Origin of the sequence: Pseudoalteromonas sp. RW-H-Ap-1 (assembly GCF_048318575.1) — a bacterium.
In the GTDB taxonomy this organism is placed as follows: Bacteria; Pseudomonadota; Gammaproteobacteria; order Enterobacterales; family Alteromonadaceae; genus Pseudoalteromonas.
This window is the reverse complement of the sequence record NZ_CP166996.1, coordinates 1,002,213-1,024,084: the sequence shown is the minus strand read 5'-3', so window position 1 is coordinate 1,024,084 and position 21,872 is coordinate 1,002,213. Positions and strand designations below refer to the sequence as shown.

22 protein-coding genes, 1 tRNA gene and 1 pseudogene are annotated in these 21,872 nt (G+C 39.7%); 15 read left to right on the top strand and 9 right to left on the bottom strand.

Translation table 11 applies throughout. The features are described 5' to 3' along the window. Positions 1-177 precede the first annotated feature (177 nt). Positions 178-254 (bottom strand) — tRNA-Met (locus AB8618_RS04775). 292 nt (positions 255-546) lie between these two features. On the opposite strand from AB8618_RS04775, the gene AB8618_RS04770 reads away from it, so the two are divergent. From AB8618_RS04770 to AB8618_RS04755, 4 genes are all read left to right on the top strand, one after another. Continuing rightward, positions 547-2,100, top strand: coding sequence for a cryptochrome/photolyase family protein (locus AB8618_RS04770; RefSeq protein ID WP_409425043.1), 1,554 nt, complete (start codon positions 547-549; stop codon positions 2,098-2,100). Positions 2,101-2,259: 159 nt separating this feature from the next. Next, on the top strand, positions 2,260-3,273 hold the full coding sequence (locus AB8618_RS04765; protein WP_409425042.1) for a phospholipase: 1,014 nt from the start codon (positions 2,260-2,262) through the stop codon (positions 3,271-3,273). Continuing rightward, positions 3,273-4,463, top strand: coding sequence for a peptidyl-prolyl cis-trans isomerase (locus AB8618_RS04760; protein WP_409425041.1), 1,191 nt, complete (start codon positions 3,273-3,275; stop codon positions 4,461-4,463). The genes AB8618_RS04765 and AB8618_RS04760 overlap by 1 nt, the downstream gene beginning before the upstream one ends. Continuing rightward, a complete protein-coding gene (locus tag AB8618_RS04755; RefSeq protein ID WP_409425040.1) occupies positions 4,460-4,972 on the top strand; it encodes a hypothetical protein in 513 nt (170 codons plus the stop codon). The genes AB8618_RS04760 and AB8618_RS04755 overlap by 4 nt, the downstream gene beginning before the upstream one ends. Before the next feature lie 59 nt (positions 4,973-5,031). Here AB8618_RS04755 and AB8618_RS04750 read toward each other — a convergent pair whose 3' ends face one another. Next, positions 5,032-5,478: an Hsp20 family protein gene (locus tag AB8618_RS04750; RefSeq protein WP_010391385.1), complete on the bottom strand. Its 447-nt coding sequence runs from the start codon at positions 5,476-5,478 to the stop codon at positions 5,032-5,034. 290 nt (positions 5,479-5,768) lie between these two features. Here AB8618_RS04750 and AB8618_RS04745 point away from each other — a divergent pair, with 290 nt between their 5' ends. After that, positions 5,769-6,032: a GrxA family glutaredoxin gene (locus AB8618_RS04745; protein ID WP_008114535.1), complete on the top strand. Its 264-nt coding sequence runs from the start codon at positions 5,769-5,771 to the stop codon at positions 6,030-6,032. A 160-nt stretch (positions 6,033-6,192) separates the two neighbouring features. Then, complete coding sequence (locus tag AB8618_RS04740) at positions 6,193-8,022, top strand: DEAD/DEAH box helicase (protein WP_008466685.1); 1,830 nt, start codon at positions 6,193-6,195, stop codon at positions 8,020-8,022. A 297-nt stretch (positions 8,023-8,319) separates the two neighbouring features. Here AB8618_RS04740 and AB8618_RS04735 read toward each other — a convergent pair whose 3' ends face one another. The 4 genes from AB8618_RS04735 to AB8618_RS04720 all read right to left on the bottom strand — a co-directional run bounded on the left by AB8618_RS04735 (position 8,320) and on the right by AB8618_RS04720 (position 11,988). Further along, the gene (locus AB8618_RS04735; RefSeq protein ID WP_010391381.1) at positions 8,320-9,879 is read right to left on the bottom strand and encodes an AbgT family transporter; all 1,560 of its coding nucleotides are present in this window, start codon (positions 9,877-9,879) and stop codon (positions 8,320-8,322) included. Positions 9,880-10,022: 143 nt separating this feature from the next. After that, positions 10,023-10,298 carry a YfcL family protein gene (locus AB8618_RS04730; protein WP_054202147.1) on the bottom strand — a complete coding sequence of 92 codons (276 nt, stop codon included), beginning with the start codon at positions 10,296-10,298 and terminating at the stop codon, positions 10,023-10,025. Positions 10,299-10,301: 3 nt separating this feature from the next. Next, positions 10,302-11,444 (bottom strand): ATP-NAD kinase family protein, encoded by a 1,143-nt coding sequence (locus AB8618_RS04725; protein WP_413401530.1) that lies wholly within the window; start codon positions 11,442-11,444, stop codon positions 10,302-10,304. Continuing rightward, positions 11,434-11,988 (bottom strand): elongation factor P hydroxylase, encoded by a 555-nt coding sequence (locus tag AB8618_RS04720; RefSeq protein ID WP_413401528.1) that lies wholly within the window; start codon positions 11,986-11,988, stop codon positions 11,434-11,436. The genes AB8618_RS04725 and AB8618_RS04720 overlap by 11 nt, the downstream gene beginning before the upstream one ends. A 212-nt stretch (positions 11,989-12,200) precedes the next feature. Between AB8618_RS04720 and AB8618_RS04715 the strand changes: the two genes are divergently transcribed. Further along, positions 12,201-12,899, top strand: coding sequence for a 2'-5' RNA ligase family protein (locus tag AB8618_RS04715; RefSeq protein WP_409425033.1), 699 nt, complete (start codon positions 12,201-12,203; stop codon positions 12,897-12,899). Positions 12,900-12,969: 70 nt separating this feature from the next. Here AB8618_RS04715 and AB8618_RS04710 read toward each other — a convergent pair whose 3' ends face one another. Continuing rightward, entirely contained in the window at positions 12,970-13,329 is a 360-nt protein-coding gene (locus AB8618_RS04710; RefSeq protein ID WP_418157338.1) for a DUF4112 domain-containing protein, read from the bottom strand. 200 nt (positions 13,330-13,529) lie between these two features. On the opposite strand from AB8618_RS04710, the gene AB8618_RS04705 reads away from it, so the two are divergent. The 4 genes from AB8618_RS04705 to AB8618_RS04690 all read left to right on the top strand — a co-directional run bounded on the left by AB8618_RS04705 (position 13,530) and on the right by AB8618_RS04690 (position 16,238). After that, a complete protein-coding gene (locus AB8618_RS04705) occupies positions 13,530-14,159 on the top strand; it encodes a DUF6795 domain-containing protein (protein ID WP_413401524.1) in 630 nt (209 codons plus the stop codon). Position 14,160: 1 nt separating this feature from the next. After that, positions 14,161-14,379, top strand: coding sequence for a hypothetical protein (locus AB8618_RS04700; RefSeq protein ID WP_413401522.1), 219 nt, complete (start codon positions 14,161-14,163; stop codon positions 14,377-14,379). A 72-nt stretch (positions 14,380-14,451) separates the two neighbouring features. Then, positions 14,452-15,096, top strand: coding sequence for a DUF6795 domain-containing protein (locus tag AB8618_RS04695; protein WP_413401520.1), 645 nt, complete (start codon positions 14,452-14,454; stop codon positions 15,094-15,096). After that, entirely contained in the window at positions 15,093-16,238 is a 1,146-nt protein-coding gene (locus tag AB8618_RS04690; protein WP_413401518.1) for a lipase family protein, read from the top strand. The genes AB8618_RS04695 and AB8618_RS04690 overlap by 4 nt, the downstream gene beginning before the upstream one ends. A 62-nt stretch (positions 16,239-16,300) precedes the next feature. Here the strand turns inward: AB8618_RS04690 and aroC are convergent, their stop codons facing one another. Together aroC and prmB are read right to left on the bottom strand one after the other, a co-directional pair. Beyond that, positions 16,301-17,398, bottom strand: a complete 1,098-nt coding sequence (gene aroC / locus AB8618_RS04685; RefSeq protein ID WP_413401516.1) for a chorismate synthase — start codon at positions 17,396-17,398, stop codon at positions 16,301-16,303. 89 nt (positions 17,399-17,487) lie between these two features. Beyond that, a complete protein-coding gene (gene prmB, locus AB8618_RS04680) occupies positions 17,488-18,423 on the bottom strand; it encodes a 50S ribosomal protein L3 N(5)-glutamine methyltransferase (protein ID WP_413401514.1) in 936 nt (311 codons plus the stop codon). Positions 18,424-18,721: 298 nt separating this feature from the next. Between prmB and smrB the strand changes: the two are divergent. From smrB to AB8618_RS04660, 4 genes and pseudogenes are all read left to right on the top strand, one after another. Continuing rightward, positions 18,722-19,278, top strand: a pseudogene (gene smrB / locus AB8618_RS04675) (endonuclease SmrB). 283 nt (positions 19,279-19,561) lie between these two features. Then, entirely contained in the window at positions 19,562-20,485 is a 924-nt protein-coding gene (locus AB8618_RS04670; RefSeq protein ID WP_409425025.1) for an AEC family transporter, read from the top strand. A gap of 235 nt (positions 20,486-20,720) precedes the next feature. Then, the gene (locus AB8618_RS04665; RefSeq protein WP_409425024.1) at positions 20,721-21,179 is read left to right on the top strand and encodes a hypothetical protein; all 459 of its coding nucleotides are present in this window, start codon (positions 20,721-20,723) and stop codon (positions 21,177-21,179) included. 73 nt (positions 21,180-21,252) lie between these two features. Beyond that, complete coding sequence (locus tag AB8618_RS04660) at positions 21,253-21,855, top strand: DUF2589 domain-containing protein (protein ID WP_409425023.1); 603 nt, start codon at positions 21,253-21,255, stop codon at positions 21,853-21,855. Positions 21,856-21,872 lie beyond the last annotated feature (17 nt).

Here is a 21,872-nt window from a genome sequence, read left to right as displayed (position 1 = left end):
CAACGCCCCGAACCAAGCGGGGCGTCACACCAAAAAACGCAAAACTGTGTGGCCTAGGGCCAAGCTTGGTTGCGAGTCAGTAACCTGACCAAATTAAACTTCATTAGCTTAAACGCAAAACGCGCATTACTTAGAATGCGCGATATAAAGTAGTAAGTTTAAACCTACTATTAAGATTGGTTGCGGGAGCCGGATTTGAACCAACGACCTTCGGGTTATGAGCCCGACGAGCTACCAGACTGCTCCATCCCGCGCCAATAGATAAAAAGCTAATAACTTAATATCGCTGTTAGTAAATTTTATAACCTACTAAACAATGGCCACTATTATAAGGATGTGCCGCTAAATTAGCAACCATAATAACTAATAAGTTGATAAAAAAAGCAACCTAGTTTATCGCCTTACCCACACTATGTTTGCTATAAAATTTGAATCGTTACAATCAACCGCTGTATTAAATTGCATTCGGTGCTCTATTATTAAGTAACCTTTAGGAAATAGATCGCTTTTAAAAATATCGCGTATAAGAATGAATTTTGGCTAATTATGAAAAAATACAACACACTAAAATTGATTTTAGGTGATCAGCTCAATCCTGCTCATTCGTGGTTTAAAAACAAATCAGACGATACCATATTTGTTATTGCTGAGCTTATGCAAGAAGCACACTATGTAAAACACCATGTGCAAAAAATATCAGCCTTTTTTAAAGCCATGGAAAACTTCGCAAATGCATTAAAAGATGCTGGCTTCAATGTTTTACATCTCACGCTAGATGACACCAAAGACGATGATGACTTACCCGCTCTTTTAACGCGTTTAGCCGAGCAGCATGAATGTACCTCTATTGAATATCAATACCCAGATGAGTACCGTTTAAAAACACAACTTCACGAATTCGCGATAAATAGCGAGTTAACGGTGAATGCCTGTGACAGCGAGCATTTTTTATTAGCATTTAGCGACATAGACAAACGCTTTAAAAAAGATAAACACGTCACTATGGAGCATTTTTATCGGGCAATGCGTAAGCAGTTTGATATTTTAATGGAAGATGACAAACCTGCCGGTGGGCAATGGAACTTTGATGCCAATAACCGTAATAAGTTTTCAAAAAGTGATTTAGCCGATATCCCCAAACCCAAATTATTTAAAAATGACGTGAGTGCAATTATTGAGCGTTTAGATAAACATAAAATAAATTACTTTGGACAGATAAACACGCAATTAAGCTGGCCAACAACTCGTAAACAAGCTATCAGTACACTTGATCACTTTTGTGCGCATTTACTGCCTCGATTTGGTCAGTTTCAAGATGCGATGACAGATCAATGTCCTGATAAAAATACCTTTTATCACAGCCGATTATCGTTTGCGTTAAATGCCAAAATTTTACACCCTCGCTATGTTATCGACCGCGTGGTTAAAGAGTACCAACAACGCCAAGATGAAATATCTATTTCTCAGGTTGAAGGCTTTATTCGCCAAGTACTGGGTTGGCGCGAATATGTGCGTGGCGTGTATTGGAAAAACATGCCCGATTACGCCAACAAAAACCAGCTTAATGCAACTCGTTTACTACCGAGTTATTTTTGGAATGGTAAAACAAAAATGAATTGCTTAAGCCATTCATTATCACAAAGCTTAGACAGCGCGTATGCCCATCATATTCAGCGCTTAATGGTAATAGGCAATTTTTGTTTATTAACCGCCATTAATCCTGATGAAGTCGATGAATGGTATTTAGGTGTTTATATCGATGCAATTGAATGGGTAGAAATGCCTAACGCCCGAGGGATGAGCCAGTTTGCTGACGATGGCATCATTGCCACTAAGCCTTATGCTGCTAGCGGCAACTATATAAATAAAATGAGTGACTACTGTAAAAGCTGCCAATACAAAGTAAAAGAAAAAGTGGGTAAAGACGCGTGCCCGCTAAACAGCCTCTACTGGCAGTTTATGCAAAAACACCGAGAGCGACTTGAGAAAAACCCACGAATAGGCATGGTTTATCGTAATTGGGATAAACAAGATGAATCATTGCGCCAAGAAACCTTAGAGCAAGCTAACAACTATTTAAATAATATTGAAAAGCTATAAATATAAATGCCGTCAATTGGCGGCAGCATTCTTGATAGTTAATATCAAAGTACCAAAATAGGTAATATTGTTAATTAAATGTTTAATTTATTTGTCATGGCAATGTAATGAGCTTATTTTTTAATAGCACCTCTTACTCCACACCATGATGAGAATAAAATGAAAAAACAATTAATTGCAGCGACACTTTTATTACTCGGTACAAGCCAAGCTCAAGCTTTTAGTCAAGAAACTCACAAACGTATTGTTCTTGACGCCGTGAATTATATGCAGCAACACCCAACTAGCACCGAATATGCAGCCCTAAGACAGTACGCTGAACAAAACAATCTGACTATCACTGAATTAGCCGAACTGCTGGGACAAGCTGCATATGATGTAGATGACTTTGAAGACACCTTTTTCTGTGGTGCTATTACAGGTTCGTGTGTTCAAGCGCCAGTATGGGGAGCAGCGCAAAGCATAGTTAAATATACAAGCTATTGGCATTTTCAAAATCATACCCAAGGTGCAGACCAACATGGTAACGATTTTGGTGGTTATAATTATGAGAAGCTCACCGTTTGGGGCACTATTGATAATCTTGCATCTGCTTGGCTTAAAGGTGACTATCTTGATGATGGTAAAGGGGGAGAAACAGGTTGGTTTAATGCCGACTCTTCAAAATATAACAGTTATGGTGTAACAGAATCTCACTACAGAATCGATAGCAACTCAACCTATTCTATGTACGATGACTTTGAAGAAATGCCATTTCAACCTATCGATAATTTAGGGCAATATTGGTATCAAAGTTACTTACAAAGCGGCAATCCCCAAGTATTAGGGTTTGTATTTCATACTACTGATTTATTACAACCTCACCACACATGGACCACATCAGATCTTAACCACTCTAGCTGGGAGAGTTGGGTAAAAGATTACTATGATCAAGAGCAGCTCAACGATTTATCACTCGTTACTCAAGCAATGCAAACGTTCTCGCCTTTAGATAAAAATAGCCAAGATGTTCGCCCATTATTAACCCAAGGTGGTTCATTTTCTTATGCACAAGGTGGAATTGTACTCAATTCAAAAGATCATTTTGATCGCCTTAATATAGCTAAGCAAGTAGTGCCCCATGCAATAGCAATGGTGGTGCACTTATTAAACCACGCCATGGTTGCTCGCTAATGAAGAAAATGGCTATTTTAGTGATTACATTACTAGGGGCGTGTTACCACTCCCTAGTAATGGCCTCATTTACTCAATACAGTAGTGATGAAGTTAACTTTATGCATCGTGCTTATTTAAAGCACAAACCTGAAATTACAATCAATGAAGTTAAAGCTCGTCTGTATGAGAATCAGTTTTTGTTACAACAAGCAGCGCTAAAAACACCTGCGATAATAAAACGACAATCTGCCGTTGGTTTTAGTACTCAATACCATGTTGAACGTTACTTAAAAAATCTGTTCGATTCGCAATTAGCTATAAAGGCACAGTCAAGTCTGGTAAAGCTGGACACTTATGATAGCCAATGGCTTAAACGCACATTAGGGCCGTACCCTAAAAATGGTCAATATGTACAAAGCTTGATTAAAAAAATGCAGCAGATCGATTTAACCCCTATTTTGTATAACTCTATTAATTTATATGAATTTATCGATGCACTATCAATGCAGGTACGTTTTAAACTCCATAGAGGAGATAGTGAACTATTCAAAAGTGAATTAATAAAAAAACGGCAATTCAATATAGCGTTTTCAAAAGCCAAACCGATTTTGGCAAAACAGGGGATTGATATTGAACATCTGTATGAAATAGCTAAAGGAGATATTTTGCGCCCCTCCATTCAAAGCTGGCTAGGCATAAATACAATGATGCACATGCAGAGCCCCGTTCTTGAAAAGCTAGAGAAACAAGTAAACAAAAGCGAAATTAAAGCGTTTTATCAAGCAAATAAATCGCAGTTTAAATTTTTAAGCCAAGTGAAAGCCCACGGAGCTCAATTTGCTAGTCGAGCCAATGCTGTAGACTTTCACACGTTGGCGGATAACAAATCACTTGAACAAGCATTAGTAATATCAGGAAAACAAGATATATATGCTCAATACAATAGTGAATTAAACCGCAAAAACAAAAGTAGTTGGGTTGTACAACTTGCGTTCACAACTAAAGAAAACACCATTTCTGCTGTTATTCGTACACCTAGTGGTGAATGGGTGGTGGTACACAGTTATGAGCATCAGTTTGATTATTTTTCGCCAGAAGATGAAACCGTTCGATACCAAGCAACAAAGGCCATTGCAAAACAAAAAGCGGCACAACAGTATGAAAATAACTGGCTCAAGTGGCAAAATAAGACGGGAGTAATTTTATGAGCAAAAAAGTTTTCGTTTCTGTTGTTGTAGCTTGTGTTGGTATTTACACACTTTTCACTCACTATACTAGCAAACCAACAATAAAGAATATTGATGGTCTTAACCAAGCTAAAAGTGTCAAGCAAATAACGTCCCTCGAGCTTACTGCTGCTGACATGACCCAAGAGTTAGAAAGCACGCAATTGGAAACGGTTACAACTAATAATGCTAGTCCTCAGCGTTTGCCAGCAATAACCTCTGTGGCCTATTTACCCAACATAGTAAAAAATACTCAGCCAGTTGCTCAGTACAGTGGTGATTTAAATAATCACCAGGCATATCAAGATTTCCACCTTGAACAGCAAAGACAGCTAGAACAACGTTTTGTTGTTGCTGCAAAAGCCAAAATATTAAAACTTGAAGACTTACTTGCTAAAGGCCGACAAAAAAAACTTTCACAAGAACAACTACAAGTTGCAATAGATAAAATTAACGCTTTAAAACAAATGCAAATCGATTTAAAAGACTAACAACGCAAAAAGCCGCCAAATGGCGGCTTTTCACAGGGAAAATACGTGTGCTAGCTTAGCTATTTACTTTCTAGCATATTGCCTGAGCCAATTTCAATTTTACGGGGCTTCAGCGCTTCTGGGATCTCACGTTCAAGGTCGATGCTTAGTAAGCCGTTGGCTAGGTCTGCGCCAAGTACTTTAACGTGGTCACCTAACTGGAACTTACGCTCAAAGTTGCGCTCGGCAATGCCTTGATGAATGAATTTACGTTCATCGTTTTGATCTTTACCTGCTTTAGTGCCTGATACAACTAACGTGTTATTTTCAGATTGTAGGCTTAACTCGTCTTCACTAAATCCAGCAACTGCCATAGTGATACGGTATTTGTCTTTATCAAGCGCTTCGATGTTGTATGGAGGAAAACTTGGCTGCTTGTCAGTTCGTGCAGCGGCATCCATTAATGATGCTAAATGATCGAAACCAATGAATGAACGGTATAGGGGTGATAAATCTACTGTACGCATAATAATATCCTCATATTTAAGCGATATATTGCTGCCACTTTTCGTTTGAACAAGTAACGGCAAAATTTAATTAATAATATAATTTTCAAATAGTTCTGTTTAAATGAAGACCCATCAGGCGTCCTCAAATAACTATTTATGGGCGGACAATTTTATTTCAAGATTTTTTTATAAAATATTTTTTATTTTTTTACAGGCCCTAAAAAAAGCGAACACAATAATCGTTTTTTTGCACTGTAATAAATAATGAAATTAGTTACACTAGGGTCAACTAATTTGAGGAGAGCGTTATGTTAACAGTAATTTTTGGCCGTGAAGGCTGCCCTTTTTGTGTTCGCGCTAAAGATGTTGCAGAGCAACTTGCTAATGACCGCGATGATTTTAAATACCGCTACATCGACATTATCAAAGAAGGCATCAGTAAAGAAGATTTAGAAAAGTCTGCAGGCAAGCCATGCCCGACTGTACCACAAATTTTTGTAGACCAAACACACATTGGTGGTTTTACAGAATTTGAAGCCTACGCCAAAGAAAACCTAGGCCTTTACCAGTAACTTTGTAGGTATAATGTTAACCAGTTTAATTAACACACAACTTAAACTGGTTAAATTTCGACCAACATCAAACACATATAAATTAGTTGTAATTTATACAAGCATTTGCCTCGTATTTCCTATACAATGCGCGCCTCTTTAAATTCGTTGAGGCGTATTAATGTCAGAACCAGTCACGTTTGAATCTCTAAATCTTTCTCCTGCAATTTTAAAGGCAGTTGAAGAGTTGGGTTACAAGACACCATCTGAAATCCAAGCTCAATGTATACCGTTATTGCTAGAAAGAAAGGACGTACTGGGACTAGCACAAACGGGTACAGGTAAAACAGCAGCATTTGCACTGCCATTACTAAATAATATTGACCCGTCTGTGAAACAGCCACAGATCCTTGTACTCACACCAACCCGTGAGCTTGCGATCCAAGTAGCTGAGGCATTTGAACAATATGCAAAACACACTCGTGGTGTTGAAGTACTGGCACTATATGGTGGCCAGAGCTATAGCATCCAGTTGAGCGCACTTCGTCGTGGCGCACAGATTATTGTTGCTACACCGGGTCGTTTAATCGATCACATAAATCGTGGCACTATCAAGTTTGATGCTTTACAAGCACTTGTACTTGATGAAGCCGATGAAATGCTACGTATGGGCTTTATCGATGATGTTGAAAACATCATGGAAAAAACGCCGCGTGAAAAGCAAACATGTCTTTTCTCTGCGACTATGCCTAAGCAAATTCAAAACATCAGCAGCAAATATATGAACAATCCTGAACAGGTTCATATTTCTGCACGCAACTCAACTGTATCGTCAGTAGAGCAAGTGTTTTGGAATGCACACGTACATAAAAACAAAGCCATTGTTCGTTTCTTAGAAGCAGAGCAATATGAAGGTGCTATTGTTTTCGTACGTACACGTAACGATACAGTTCAACTAGCTGAGTTATTAGAGCGCGAAGGTTTCTCTGCTGCGCCACTTAACGGTGACATGAACCAGCAAGCGCGTGAGCGCACAGTTGATCGTTTAAAAAGCGGCATGCTAAATGTTGTTATTGCAACAGACGTAGCGGCACGTGGTCTTGATGTAGACCGTTTAAGCTTAGTTATCAACTACGATATTCCACAAGATTCTGAAGCCTACGTTCACCGTATCGGCCGTACAGGTCGTGCTGGTCGTACTGGTAAAGCGATTCTTTTCGTTAAGCATAACGAGCGTTATTTACTTAAAAATATCATTCGTCATACTAAATCTGAAATCGCACAAGTTGAATTACCAACAGCTAAAGTTGTTGAAGAGAAACGTATCAATGCGCTTCAAGAAAAGCTTACGCTTGCACTTGAAAACAAAGATATTACTTTCTTTAACGAAGTGGCTGCCAACATGGCACAAAAACTTGAGCTTGCTCCTGAAGACTTAGCGGGTGCATTACTGTGTTTAGCACAGCAACAATCGCCAATTAAAGTTGAAGAAGTTAAGATTCAACCGCGTGAGCGTAACGAACGCAACCCTCGCAACGACCGTAATGATCGTGGTGACCGTGGTCGTCGTAACGAACGTGGCGGTGAGCGCGCTGAGCGTAAACCTCGCGAGCGTAATAGCCGTGATGCAGGCCCTATGGATACATACCGTATCGAAGTAGGTCGTGAGCATGGTGTTCAGGTTAAGAACATTGTTGGCGCAATTGCTAACGAAGCAGACATTTCTAGCAAGTTTATCGGTGACATTCGTCTTCACGACAGTCACAGTACGGTACAATTACCGCAAAACATGCCTAAAGATGTACTTGATCACTTCCAAAAAGTGTTTATTTGTAAACGCCCAATGGGTATGACATTAACACAAGATCAAGGCCCTTCTGAGCCACGCGGCGAGCGTTCTGAACGCCCTGCTGGTGACAAGAAGCGTAGCTTTAATAAAGAGGGTCAACGCCCTGATAAGCGTAGCGGCCCTCGTAAAGAACGTCGCCCAGTTAGCTTCACCGCTAAGTAAGCAACAACTCTTTAGTAAAAAAACCTTGCCACGAAAGTGCCAAGGTTTTTTTGTGCCTAGAATTCAGGTATTAGGTATCAGGTTAGCTTAATCTCCGTAATGCGCAGCCAACTTTTATGAGCTTTAAAGTGCAGTGTATCTACACCTATTTGTAAATAATTCACTTAGCCCGCTCCCCGCAGCTCGTACCTCGTGCCCCCCACTAGCCTTTGATATCTCAAGCTTCTTTGTAAAATATACAAAAAAGCCCCACCAGTTCATGGTGGGGCTTCTACTTTGTTATAGCGATTATATTTGTTAAGGCGCGACTGCTGGATACACGTAGCTAGCATCAAGTCCTAATGGGATACCGAGTGCCCAGTAGCCAAGCAAGAAGATACTCCAGCCAATCATAAAGGCGATTGAATACGGTAGCATCATCGCGATAAGCGTACCAATGCCTGTGCCTTTAACGTATTTTTGGCAGTACACTACCACCAGCGGGAAGTATGGCATGAGCGGGGTGATAATATTAGAGCTTGAATCACCCACGCGATAAGCCGCTTGCGTTAAGTCTGGCGAAATACCGAGTTGCATTAGCATAGGTACAAATACCGGACCTAATAGTGCCCACTTAGCCGAGCTTGAACCAACAAACAAGTTTACAAAACCGGTTAGGAAAATAATCCCTACTACCGTTACAGAGCTCGGTAATTCCATTGCTTTTAATACCTGAGCCCCTTCAATTGCCAGTAAGGCACCTAGGTTTGATTTACTAAATGCAGCAATAAATAATGAACAAAAGAATGCCATAACAATGTAATACGCCATACCATTCATGGCTTTGCTCATCGCATCTATCATGTCTTTAGAGCTTTTAAAGGTGCCTACGGTAAAACCATATACTGCGCCTGGGATCCAAAACAGTAAGAAGATTAGCGGCACTATTGACTGCATTAGTGGTGAACTAAAGTTTGTTAACGAGCCATCGCTGCTGCGCATCGCTGAATCAGCGGGTGCAGATACATACGCTAATAACGCAATACCTGCAATCATTACGGAACTAGCAATAAGAAAGGCGCGCTTTTCGTCACTACGGGCATCTTCAAATGCTGGTAGGTCTTGAGTTTCGCCATCAACTGGTGAATTTTTTAAACGTGGTTCAATAATTTTATCGGTGATGTACCAGCCTAACATTACAATAAATAAGCTTGATGCTGAAGCAAAGCCCCAGTTATTAAGCGGGTTAATGCTCATTGTTGGATTAATAATTTGTGCTGCACTTTGCGTAAAGCTTTGCAGTAACGGGTCAATCCCAGATGGAATAAAGTTAGCGCCAAAGCCACCGCTAACCCCTGCAAATGCCGCTGCAATACCGGCAAGCGGATGACGACCTGCTGCAAAAAATATTACCCCAGCAAGTGGAATAACCAGCACATACCCTGCATCGGTAGCCGTATGGCTCACAATAGCTACCAAAATAATTGAGGGTGTTAGTAATTTTCTAGGCGTTACTTTGAGCATTAATTTAAGGCCGGTATTAATAAAGCCCGAATGCTCTGCAACGCCCACACCTAGCATAGCAACCAGTACTACACCCAGTGGCGCAAAACCAGTGAATGTTTTTACCATAGAAGATAAAAAGGTGGCCAACGAATCGCTGGCAAGCATGTTATTAATGATAATGGCTTCGCCAGTACGAGGGTCTATTGCATCAAATGTGACGCTTGAAAACCACCAAGATAAAAACCAGATTAATAACATGGCAAACAAAAAGATAATTGCTGGATCAGGAAGCTTATTCCCTACCCGCTCAACAAAATTTAAAAATCGCGCAACTATGCCCGTTGGCATTGTCGCATCATTATTGTTATTCATTTCACTTGTTCCCTAGAATTTAGACTACGCTACTTTAGCGTATCTAAGGAATGAGGTAAATTTTAACTGAATAAACAAGTTCTTTTTTAGGCACAAAAAAACGCGGCTCAGTGGCCGCGCTATTATTAATGAATAAAAAAAGCTTATGCGAGTGCTTTTACTTCATCCCATATTCTTACTACGAGTGCTTTATCGTCTTCATTAAGTTCGCCGTTGCGATAAGCTTTTACTAAGCTTTTTTCAACCGTGTCGTTTAGTTCGGCAACTTCTAGATTTAATTCTTCAACTTGTGCATAACCTACGGCTAAATCAAAGTGGCCGCGTAAATAACCGCCGGCAAATAACTCGTCATCGGTGGCTTTTATCACTAAATCATCAAAATATTGCTGCGCAGCATCTATGTAATTTACTAAACTCATGTGTTACTTCTCCTCTGGGTGCAGCCCATCTTGATGACCTACTGCATACATAATATGGTCGTTAAACCCACTGGTTACACGTATATAACCGCTTAATTCATCATCTAATTTGCTATCACCGGTATCACAAATCAGCGGTCGGCCATTTAAAGCCTGTAATTTTGTTTTAGTAGCCACAACAATAATATTATCGCGGCCTATCGCTTTAATTAACGCAGGACTGAGTTGTTGATTTCCTCGACCAAAAATATGCCCTTGGCCGCCAATTAGAGTGATCACTAACTTTGTTTCACGTTCTTTGGTAAGTTCAAGAAGTTGCTGGGCTGTTAGGTCTTGCCCTACTAAAGCTTGATCTTCAACTAAATCAACACCGAGTAAGGTGTTTTCAAGCCCCATCTCTTCCATCACTGCGCCAACGGTAGAGCCACTACCCATGACATAGAGGCTATCGGCATCCATTTCACTAACAACATAAGCAGCTATATCTGCTAGCACCAGCTCGTCAGTTTCTTTACCGCCATTTTTAACCGCTTGTACATAGCGCACTTCACTTGGCACTTGCATTTCACCATAACGTTTTGCTTTTACTGTTCCTTGGCGAAAAGCCACTTCATCAATGTCCATCACATCAGCATCGCTTAATGTTACCAGCTCACCTTTTACCAGCATTTCAACTACACGGCCTGCGGCTTTTGGGGTAATGGCATACACGCCGGAATGAATTTTACATCCAGCAGGAATGCCCAATACGGGTACCGAGTCTTCTACAGCATGGCAAATGTTGCGCGCTGTTCCGTCGCCACCAGCAAATAAGATTAAATCAACACCTTGTTGCTGTAATAAACGAGCTGCAGCTTCGGTATCGTCACTGGTTGTGGGTGAGTTACTTTGATATACCACTTGCGTATTAAAGCCCAGCGCTTTTGCTGTTTGCTCCCCCATTTCATCATTAACAGTATAAATAGTAATGTTTGATTGATGAGGTATAAGCACTTCAAGTGCAGCTTTAGTGCGGCTATTTGACTTAGGCTCTGCGCCTAATGCAATGGCTTTAGCAGCGGTCTCTTCGCCATCACTGCCCTTTAGCGCCACACTACCACCGAGTCCTGCGACTGGATTTACAATCAACCCTAACTTAAACTGCATCTTTTAGCTCCTCGGGAGAATGCCATGAAAACTGCGCAGCATGTAATGGCCACGTGGTGTTATAAAATTTACACAGTGCTTTTAATAATAAGGTTGTTCTTGGATTAAACCCGTTTTGCAACAACTCTAATAACTTTGCATGAACACGCGATTGAAACGCAAATCGACAAGTTTGCTCTCCATTTAAATTATCTACCGATACGTTAAAATCAAACCCAGCAGCCACACTCAATGCCCACTCTATTGCTTGAGGTTTTACCTCTACTGATTCAAACTCCGCTTGCTGTGTAGCATCGCGCCCATCAGGGCAATACCAATAACCATAATCTTCACTTAAACGGCGTTGCGAGCCTGCCACTAACCAATGGGCTATTTCATGCAATGCACTGGCATAAAAACCATGGGCAAACACAATTTGATGATACGGGGTTATATCATTTGCGGGAATGTAAATAGGCTCATGCTCACCTTTTACCAAACGCGTGTTATAGCTTTGGTAAAAAGTGTGTTCGAAAATAGAAATTAGATCAGCTACTTGGTGCATAAATACTTCGTATACTCGTTTGAACCCGGTGCTTTAAAGACAGATGGAATTAGTATAAAGCACACTAAAAACGAAGCGAATTGTACGTACTTTTATCTACAAAGTAAAAAATTAGCGATGCATTAATTAAGGCTTCCTTACCATACTTTATTTACTGAACGCTTAATTACGCTTACCATATGCCAACCAAAAACCTGAATTGACTCACTCTTATGGTTAAACAACACAGCTTTTTATCGTGGCTATTTATCTCTTTTACTTTTTTAACACTGTTGGCTACTTCTGCCAGCAGTTATGCAAAAAGCATAAGTATTAACGTATTTGCTATTCCTTCTAAGCCTATCGTTGAGCTAGTCGCTAAAACCAGCGATGAATTGGCTACGCACCAAATTACTACGTTTTACCAACAAGGGTTACCCGTACATGCCACCTTGTATTTAACGGATTACCCACCTGAAGCACAAAACGAAATTAAGCAAGTGGTAGAGCGTATTGTAAAAGATCATCAGTCGTTTGAGATAAAAGCCAATGGATTTAGTGTGTCACCAAGTAATTGGGCATTTATAAAATTAGAAAAATCATATCAGTTACAACGCTTAGCCGACGAGGTGACCCTTAAGCTTGAGCCGCTTCGCGATCATCAAGCGCTAGTGCCAAGTTGGGTAAAGCATTACCCTAATAAACTCGTGGCTTTTGAACGTTATGGCAGCCCAAATGTATTTCAGAATTTTCAGCCGCATTTAACCCTACTTGCAAATGAGCAAAACCCTGCATTGGATGCGTTTAATAAAGTCATGCAAGCTGAGCCACCGCAAGCAGAAGGGGAAATAATTGGGATTGGAATTGGAGTGTCTGATCAGTTTGGTCAACAAAAAGAAATACTCGCTAAGTACTTTTTTGATGCCAAATAAATAGTTAATAACAGGGCTAATTACACACTTTAAACTAATAATGTTTATGGGTTTGTGGTTAGCTTATCTGTTAAATTTTTTTAAGTATGCGGGTGTTACGCGTATTTGCTTTAAATATAGCATCAAAAATATCTCCAAAAAATGGAATGAGCCCGCCAACAAAATCAATCAACATATTTATAATAATACGGCTTTTTACTCGCTTGCTAACACCTAAGCGCTGCGCTTCAATTAGTACATAGCCAGACAAAATAAGCCCTGCTAAATCACCCATCACAGGTAAAAGCCCAATCAGCGACTCTACACCAAATTTAAATTTAGTAAACGGAATACCAATGCTGCTATCGGTAAAGCGGCTAAACTCTTCGAGCCGTTTTATGGTGGCTTTATATTCAGTTTGTGAGATGGAAGCTTGATTGTTTTTTTGCATAATAACAGCTCTCTTATTTTTAGGTGCGCTGAGCACATTTAAATTATTGAGCGGCAATAAAGATGTATAGCCTGTATATACTAAACGCACTACTTTACACTAAAAGTATCAAAGTTCGAGGCTATATAAAAGCTTACTGTAGATTCATTTTAAATAGTGTACTCTCATCTTTAAAGTCCAATAATATGCAAGGATTGCCTATGAATAAATCTAGCTATAGCCCTCGATTGATTATTTTACCCATTCTTGCTTGTGTCATTATTTTCCCAGCCATTAGTCAAGGAGCAGATATGTTTAGCTGGTTCAGAAAGAAAAAAGAAGTATTTTTAAGCCCTGAAGTCAATGGTGTTGTTACAGACAATGGCACACCAGTTGCCAACTTAGAAATAATACGATCATTAATCTACATAGATGAAAAAGTCCACCGAGATACTGCAAGCACAGATCAAAATGGACGTTTTCACTTTCCCAAAAAAACGATCCTTTCCTCAGTACACAATAAGCTAATAGTTGAAAACCGCGTTTCGCAAGAAATATTTATTGAAAGCGAAAGCACTTTAATTCCATTATGGGTTGCAAACCAATCAGGAATTAAAGAAATCCCCGAGTATAGTGAAAAATTAGCATTCCTAGAGTGTGAATTAACTAATAAACGCGTTGCTTTTGAATTTAAAAAAAATAATAACGAACACTTAAATTATGTAGCATCGAGTATTTGTCGTTGGGAAACAGACTATATGCCATATTGGTTATATGACGGAGATAGAGAGTATAGAATTAATAATGGTGATTTTAATAACTTAACTGAACGTAACATCAAGGAGGATTAACATGGAAAAAGTCCAAGTAATATTACCCCCAAATATAGCTGCCACTATAGCGACCGGAGTTTACGATATAAGAACCTCTTCGTCATTTAAAGAGGAATTAGGACAAAGTTTTGACAGAGATTTTAAAATCACCAACAACCAAATTAAAGGTGTTAGTAGTGGCTTAATCAATCAACTTCTAAATCTGGCTGCTCAAATTACAGGCTCTCTGAAAGGTTAAAAAAGTGGGCATTTCACTTTACATGTGTTTTATTCTCAATTAGAGTTCCATAAAAATACGCAAGGATTGCCTATGAATAAATCTAGCTATAGCCCTCGATTCATTATCTTATTAATTCTTGTTTGTGTGATTATTTTCCCAGCCATTAGTCAAGGAGAAGATATGTTTAGCTGGTTCAAAAAGAAAAAAGAAGTATTTTTAAGCCCTGAAGTCAATGGGATTGTTACAAAAAATGGAATTCCCATTGCGGACTTAGAAATAATACGTGCACTAACCTATATAGACGGGGTAGAACGTTTAGACACAACTATTACAGATGAAGATGGTCACTTCCATTTCCCAAGAAAAACAATATTTTCCTCTATTCCGAATAAATTAATTTCCGAAGACCGCGTACACCAAAAAATTGTTATAGAACAAGATGATAATTCTATCATTGGTTTATGGGGAGCAACTCAGCCTGATATATACGAAATTCCTGAGTACACAGATAAATTAAAATTTCTAAATTGTGAACTAACTAATCCATTAGTAAGATTTGAATTTAAGAATAATATTAATAAACACCTTAATAGAGTTGCGACAAGTATTTGCACATGGGACGAAGATTACATTCCCACATGGATTATGGAGAATGGTCAGGAAAAGTATGAAATTCATAATGGCGATTTGAATAATCTAACAGAACGTTTTACAGGGAAAAAGGTTGAACTATGAATAATAGAATATCACCAAGCACGGCTGCTACTGTCGCTAATAGAGTTTACGATATCAAAAAAAGTTATGATTTCAATGGCGAGTTTCACAACGATTTTGTCAGAAACTTTAAAATCACCAACAACCAAATCAAAGGTGTTAGTGGTGGCTTAATCAATCAACTCCTAAACCGAACTACAGGTTTCGCTTTGACTGCAGAAGGTGCATCACAACAATTTAAAGGCCACCATATTATTGGTATACGTGGCACCGTATTTACCTCCTGCGCCGATTGGCTAACAAACCTAAACGTAGCCATTACCCATGGCCCTAAAAACTTAGAGGTGCACTCTGGTTTTGAGAAAGCCTTTACCAGCATGAAGCCGATGTTTGCAAGTTATGTCAAGCAACATAAACCTAAATGTTTGCACCTTGTTGGTCATAGCTTAGGTGGTGCGATTGCCCAACTATCAGCAATATGGGCAAGTGAGCAAGGTATTCCCACTAATTTATATACCTTTGGTGCGCCAAGGGTTGTGCTAAATCATTCGGTACATTCAGCTGCACACAATGTTGGCCAGTACCGTGTAACGCACGGTGCAGATCCTGTACCATGTGTACCAGCTTGGCCGTTTAGTCATACCTCAAGCGAATACCAAACGGCGATGAATGAGGGATCTTTTTTTAGCCTTGCCGCACACTCCATGGAAAAAAGTGCACCCGGCTATGTCAATACTGTGGCTGCGTTCGATGATTATGAAAGCATGGAAAGTTCACTAAAAACTCTTCACTATAATCATACTGTTTTAAAATATGCTCTGCGCTATAACGTGACATTCTCACTTAGATGGCAGCGAATTATTACCGATGGCTTAATTACTTTTTTAAAGAAAACTGGCCAATACGCCTTTATTTCTGCACAAGCAGGTCTTAGCGTTGGGTTAACTTTTTATGATATTTTAGCACGATGCTTACATGAATCTGTGGTTAAGTTTGTAGAGCTCACAGAAGAGTTAAAGGGTTTAATTGGCCATATGCTTGCTTTTGTAGGTAAAGCGTCATATGAGGTAGTAGAGCTCACAACTCAATTTATCCGTTGGGTGTTAGGTTTAATGATTAAAAAGCTCTATATGGTTGCGAAACAAGCCATTGACCGTATTTAAGTATAGTCAGTTATGTAAATGCGGCATCAAGTATCAGCCGCATTTATTATAATTAAAGGCGCTTAAATAGCGCCTTTAATTGGCCCATGTTCGTGGTGTACATGTGGGTTTTGACCGCGTTGGCGAAGTAAATGATCCATTAAAGTAATGGCCATCATAGCCTCAGCAATCGGAATAGCACGAATGCCTACACAAGGATCGTGACGACCTTTAGTGATCATCTCAACCGCTTCATTTTCGGTGTTAATACTATTACCGGGAATAGTAATACTTGATGTTGGCTTAAGCGCAATTGATGCGATTATATCTTGCCCCGTTGAAATACCTGCAAGCACGCCGCCGGCATGATTTGAGGTAAATCCTTCAGGGGTTAACTCATCACGATGCTCTGAGCCTTTTTGCTGAACCACATCAAAGCCATCACCAATTTCAACGCCTTTAACTGCGTTAATACTCATTAAGGAGTGTGCAAGTTCAGCGTCTAGCCTATCAAATACGGGCTCACCTAAGCCAACAGGTACATTTTTAGCCACTACTTTTACCTTGGCACCCACTGAGTCGCCTTGTTTTTTTAGCTCGCGCATATACTCGTCAAGTGCTTCAAGCTTACTTGCATCAGGGAAGAAGAATAAGTTGTTTTCCACCTCATCCCAATCGTAATTTTCGGCTTTAATTGGCCCTAGTTGGCTCAAACACGCACGTACTTCAATACCATGAAATTGTTTTAAATACTTTTTAGCAATGGCGCCTGCGGCAACCCGAATAGCGGTTTCACGCGCAGATGAGCGGCCACCACCACGGTAATCGCGTAGGCCGTATTTGTGCCAGTAGGTATAATCACCATGACCTGGACGAAATACGTCTTTAATTTTGCCATAATCTTGTGAACGTTGATCGGTATTTTCAATTAATAAACCAATGCTAGTACCGGTGGTTTTACCTTCAAAAACGCCCGCTAAAATTTTAATTTGATCGCTCTCACGGCGCTGCGTGGTATAGCGACTTTGCCCAGGCTTTCGACGGTCTAAATCGTGTTGTATGTCGGCCTCTGTTATCTCAAGGCCTGCGGGCGTACCGTCCACTACGCCGCCTAATGCAACGCCGTGGCTTTCGCCAAAGGTGGACACTTTAAATAACTGCCCTATGCTATTACCTGCCATTAACTTTCCTCATTCCTAATGACTATAGCCGAGGATTAACTCGGCTATTATTTGCCCAGCCATTTGGGATGAATGGCTAGTATTAATTATTACTGTGCAAAGTAGGCATCTAGTTGTTGCTTGCTAATAACAAACACCCCTAATCCGCCTTGTTCAAACTCAATCCATTCAAATGGTGCGCCTGGATACAGCGCATCCATATGTACCATAGAGTTACCTACTTCGACAAATAACAAACCGTTATCTGTTAGATGCTCACTGGCTTGATCTAAAATAGTACGTGTTACATCAAGGCCATCGTGACCCGATGCTAACCCAAGCTCTGGCTCGTGATGGAATTCACGTGGTAAATCAGCCATATCTTCAGCATCAACGTACGGAGGGTTTGCTACGATTAAGTCGTATTTTTGCCCAGGTACACCACTGAATACGTCAGACTGAATCGGTAATACGCGCTCACTTAGTTGGTAATCGGTGATATTGATATTAGCCACTTCAAGGGCTTCATAGGAAATATCAACCGCATCAACTTGCGCATTTTCGAATGCTTGTGCCAATGCAATCGCAATACAACCCGAGCCCGTACATAAATCTAAAATACGCCCTACTGATTCTGGCTGCTCTAGCCAAGGTGTAAAACGATTAATAATAAGCTCAGCAAAAGGCGAGCGAGGAATTAATACTCGTTCATCCACATAAAATGGCATATTGGCAAACCATGCAATGTTGGTCAGGTATGGAACTGGAGTGAAATCGTTAATGCGCTCGGCAATTAAGCCTGCTAAACGGTTTTTTTCAGTGCTGGTTAAACGGGCATGCATCAGCTCTTTGGGTGCATCAATTGGCAAACTAAGCGCTGGTAATAACAAACTTACCGCTTCATCCCATGCGTTATCGGTGCCATGACCAAAGAAAATACCGCTACTTGCAAATTGACTAGTCGTCCAACGAAGCCAATCATGTAAGGTTGAAAGTTCTGCAACAGCTTCATCCAGGGTTGCTTCTTCTATTAGTAATTCACTCATCAGTCTTATCTGCCTGCTACTTTCAAAAAATAAACTCAATCGGGGCACAACTATGGGCCCCATGATTGCCCTATTGTATACCCAAGCCACCTCTAGGTGCGAGTGACAGTTAGAATTAAAGGTAATTTAAACAAGGCATTGATTGCAAGTGTAATAGTCACTCTGTTGTTCAAATCAATAACGCAGTATAAATCGCTTTTAAACTAACCTTATTGGAGCTGTACTACGCACCGCAAAGCTGCTTGGGTATCACACCTTTTTACTCGATTTTTACCACTTTTTTGTTTAGACTGCCGCTATGAAAAAAGATCCCCACTCTAACAGCCTAATTAGTCCTGATGACATTGACTTGTTTCGTCAAAGTATCAGTGGTGCGCGCGTGTTCAAACAAGACACTCACCGTTTTAGTAATAAACCTAAAGTGTCACAAGCGAAGCAATTTGCCCAGCAAAAAAAGCAACAACAATCAGAATTTTTCTTTTCTGATGAATATGTGCCCGATATAGACACTAACGGTACTGTTAATTATGTGCAACAGGGTCAGGATCGTTTTTTAGCTAAACAACTTCGCCGAGGGGATTTTATACCTGATTTAACCCTAGACCTGCATGGCTTGAATAAAGAAGTGGCCAAAGATGAACTCGCAGGACTTATTCATGAGTGTAAAAAAAGCATTACTACTGTGCCTGCGTTGTACACGGAATTGGCGGCCATATCCTCAGGCATAAAGTGCCGCAATATTTAGTGCAACACCCCGACGTTATTGCTATGCATCAAGCTCCGCTTGAATATGGCGGTAAAGGTGCAGTACTGATATTAATTAATTTACCGCAAAGTGATGAGTTTAGACGCTAGGGTCTGTTGACCTTTGCGGATTAAAATTTGTTCAAGCTAGGGGCGATTTAATCGCGGCGCGAGGTTTGTAACCTAGTGGGCTAAGTCAAAACCGAGCAACAAAGAGTAAATCGCCCCTAGGCAGAACCCAAAGGGCAGCGCCTGTTTGGCATTAATGCTGTGTTATCGCCTATTTATGGGGAATAACCACACCACATAGGCTCTGCCTTGCCTAAATACCAAACAGGCTGCTGCAAATTTAACCTTAAAAGGTCAACAGACCCTAATCAACAAGAGCCTTTTAGTGCATATATTTTCGATTATATTCCCGCTGATATTTATTGTGCTATGTGGCTACATTTCTAGCCGCAGTGGCTTTTTAGAGCGAATTCATATAGAAGGATTAAGTAAGTTTACTTTTTATATTAGTGTGCCGAGCTTTTTATTTTTAAATATGGGCAAAGCAGACTTACAAACTAGTGTCAGCTTAAATGGCTTTTTAAGTTTTTACATTCCGGTTATTTTAATTTACCTCTTTGCCCTAGTTATTGACCGCTACATTCTCTCTAAACAACTTCAATACGAACGCCATAGCGTGTTTGCCCTTGGCAGTAGCTATTCCAATACTGTATTGGTGGGGTTACCTATTATTATTGCCGCATTAGGCGAGCAAATGATGGGCATTATTTTTATGATCATTACCTTTCATAGCGCGTTATTATTCACCCTTACTTTTTTAATTAGTGCAAACAACGCCAGTCATGTGTTTTCCTGGTCAACATTTTCCAAAAATATGCTACTCAATCCAGTGGTGTTAAGTATTAGCACTGGTTTATTGGTTAATTTGGCAGGGGTTACTTTATTTGCTGACTTAACTAGTGGCTTAGCGCTTTTAGCCGAACCCGCTATTGCTTGTGCGTTATTTGTGTTGGGCGCTAACTTAGCTTTTTATAAAATTAGCGATAACTGGCAAGCAACAGCCATTGCCAGCCTATTAAAGTTAGTCATGTTACCTGCCTTGGTGTTATTGCTAGGCACACACGTATTTGCACTTAATGAGTCACTGTTAAAGGTACTGGTATTATTAAGTGCATCGCCGTTGGGCGTTAATGCCTATTTAATTTCATGCCAAATAAAACAACACCAAGATACCCTTGCCAGTGCAGTGGTTTTATCTACAGTATTAAGTGTGCTGAGTTTTAGCATGTGGTTAACAGTGCTGCTGTAATAGCAACATCAATCGATTGTCTATAAAGCGACATAATAAAAAACCTACCTTCCAAGCCCCCTGATTACCTAAAAAAATGCCAATTTAAAGTATACATATAATAATCAAACCGTTAACAATCATATGAATGGTTCTTATGTGCTTCTTAGTTACTGATAACTACAAATACAGTGTCGATACAATAATTTAAAGCTTACTTCTTTGAAATAGGCCTAGTTAGCTGGAGTTGCAAAGGATGCATTACGAAATTTTCGGAGTTATCTATACAAATAAAATTAACCATATGAATGAGTTAAATACATTTTACGAAGAAAACCAAACAGAAGTGCTTGCTAGACTGCCTTTTTTCTTATCTGAACTTGTTGAGCCATTCACAGCAATGGAGTTTTACGAATTTATTGGCAAGCATGGTGGTAAAAAGATTTATCTAGGTAAAGATAAATCAAAGCTAGAAGAGCACTTGGGGATCATCTTGACTGATATTCGCTATACGAAAATTTGTTCTTTAGCTGATTCTTCTGGTTATATTGAAATTCCTAATCGCTGGGGTATTTTTAGTCTGCTGCGGAAAATAGCTTATGAAAACTCTATTAAAAATGGCATGGAAAATGATGAACTCATTAGAGTTTTTGGAGTAAGCCAGCGAACTATATCTACCGTACGAAAAAAGATTGCTATTTCGAAGCGTTCATAGGATCAACTCTTATTAATTTATTTTCTTTTAGTGCCTATAACTATCACTACAAAGTCACTAACAGAGTATAAAGATGATTAAATTTAGATCGCTGATACATGAACTTCATTCGAGTATCAAACAAGCAGCAAACGAGGTTGAAGCCCAAGGTATAAAGCATATCAATAAGTTTTTCGAAATTATTGAAGTGCCTAAAACCAAAGCAACCGATCTTGATGAGGATTCTATTCAAAAGGTTAAATCATTTATAGACAGTGATGATACCGAATCAGCACTTAATATCTTAAAAGAGCATAATGATAATTTAGCTGCAAATAGTGACATAAAACGTGTACTAAAACCAAAAACAATGCTGATGGCCTTTCCAGATAAAGACCATAACGGGCCTAAAATTAGTTATGTAGATGTTCCACTTATTACTCTCACCCCTATTAGCTCTCCAAAAATACAAGAAGTAAGTATTAAAACAAACCTAGAAGTGACTGCTAATGATGAAAATGAATTATTCGTCGCATTTCCAAAGCAAACTCAGCGAAATCTTTTTTCCAAATCGGAACAAAGAAATACGTCTAATGTGGAAATCGAAATCAAACTTCAAGGAGGTGAAACTCCTGAAGGCCTTCAAAAGCTTATTGAGGGTTATGAGCGTTCACTCAGGGCGCAAATTCCTGGGTAAAAATACTTGTAAAAGGA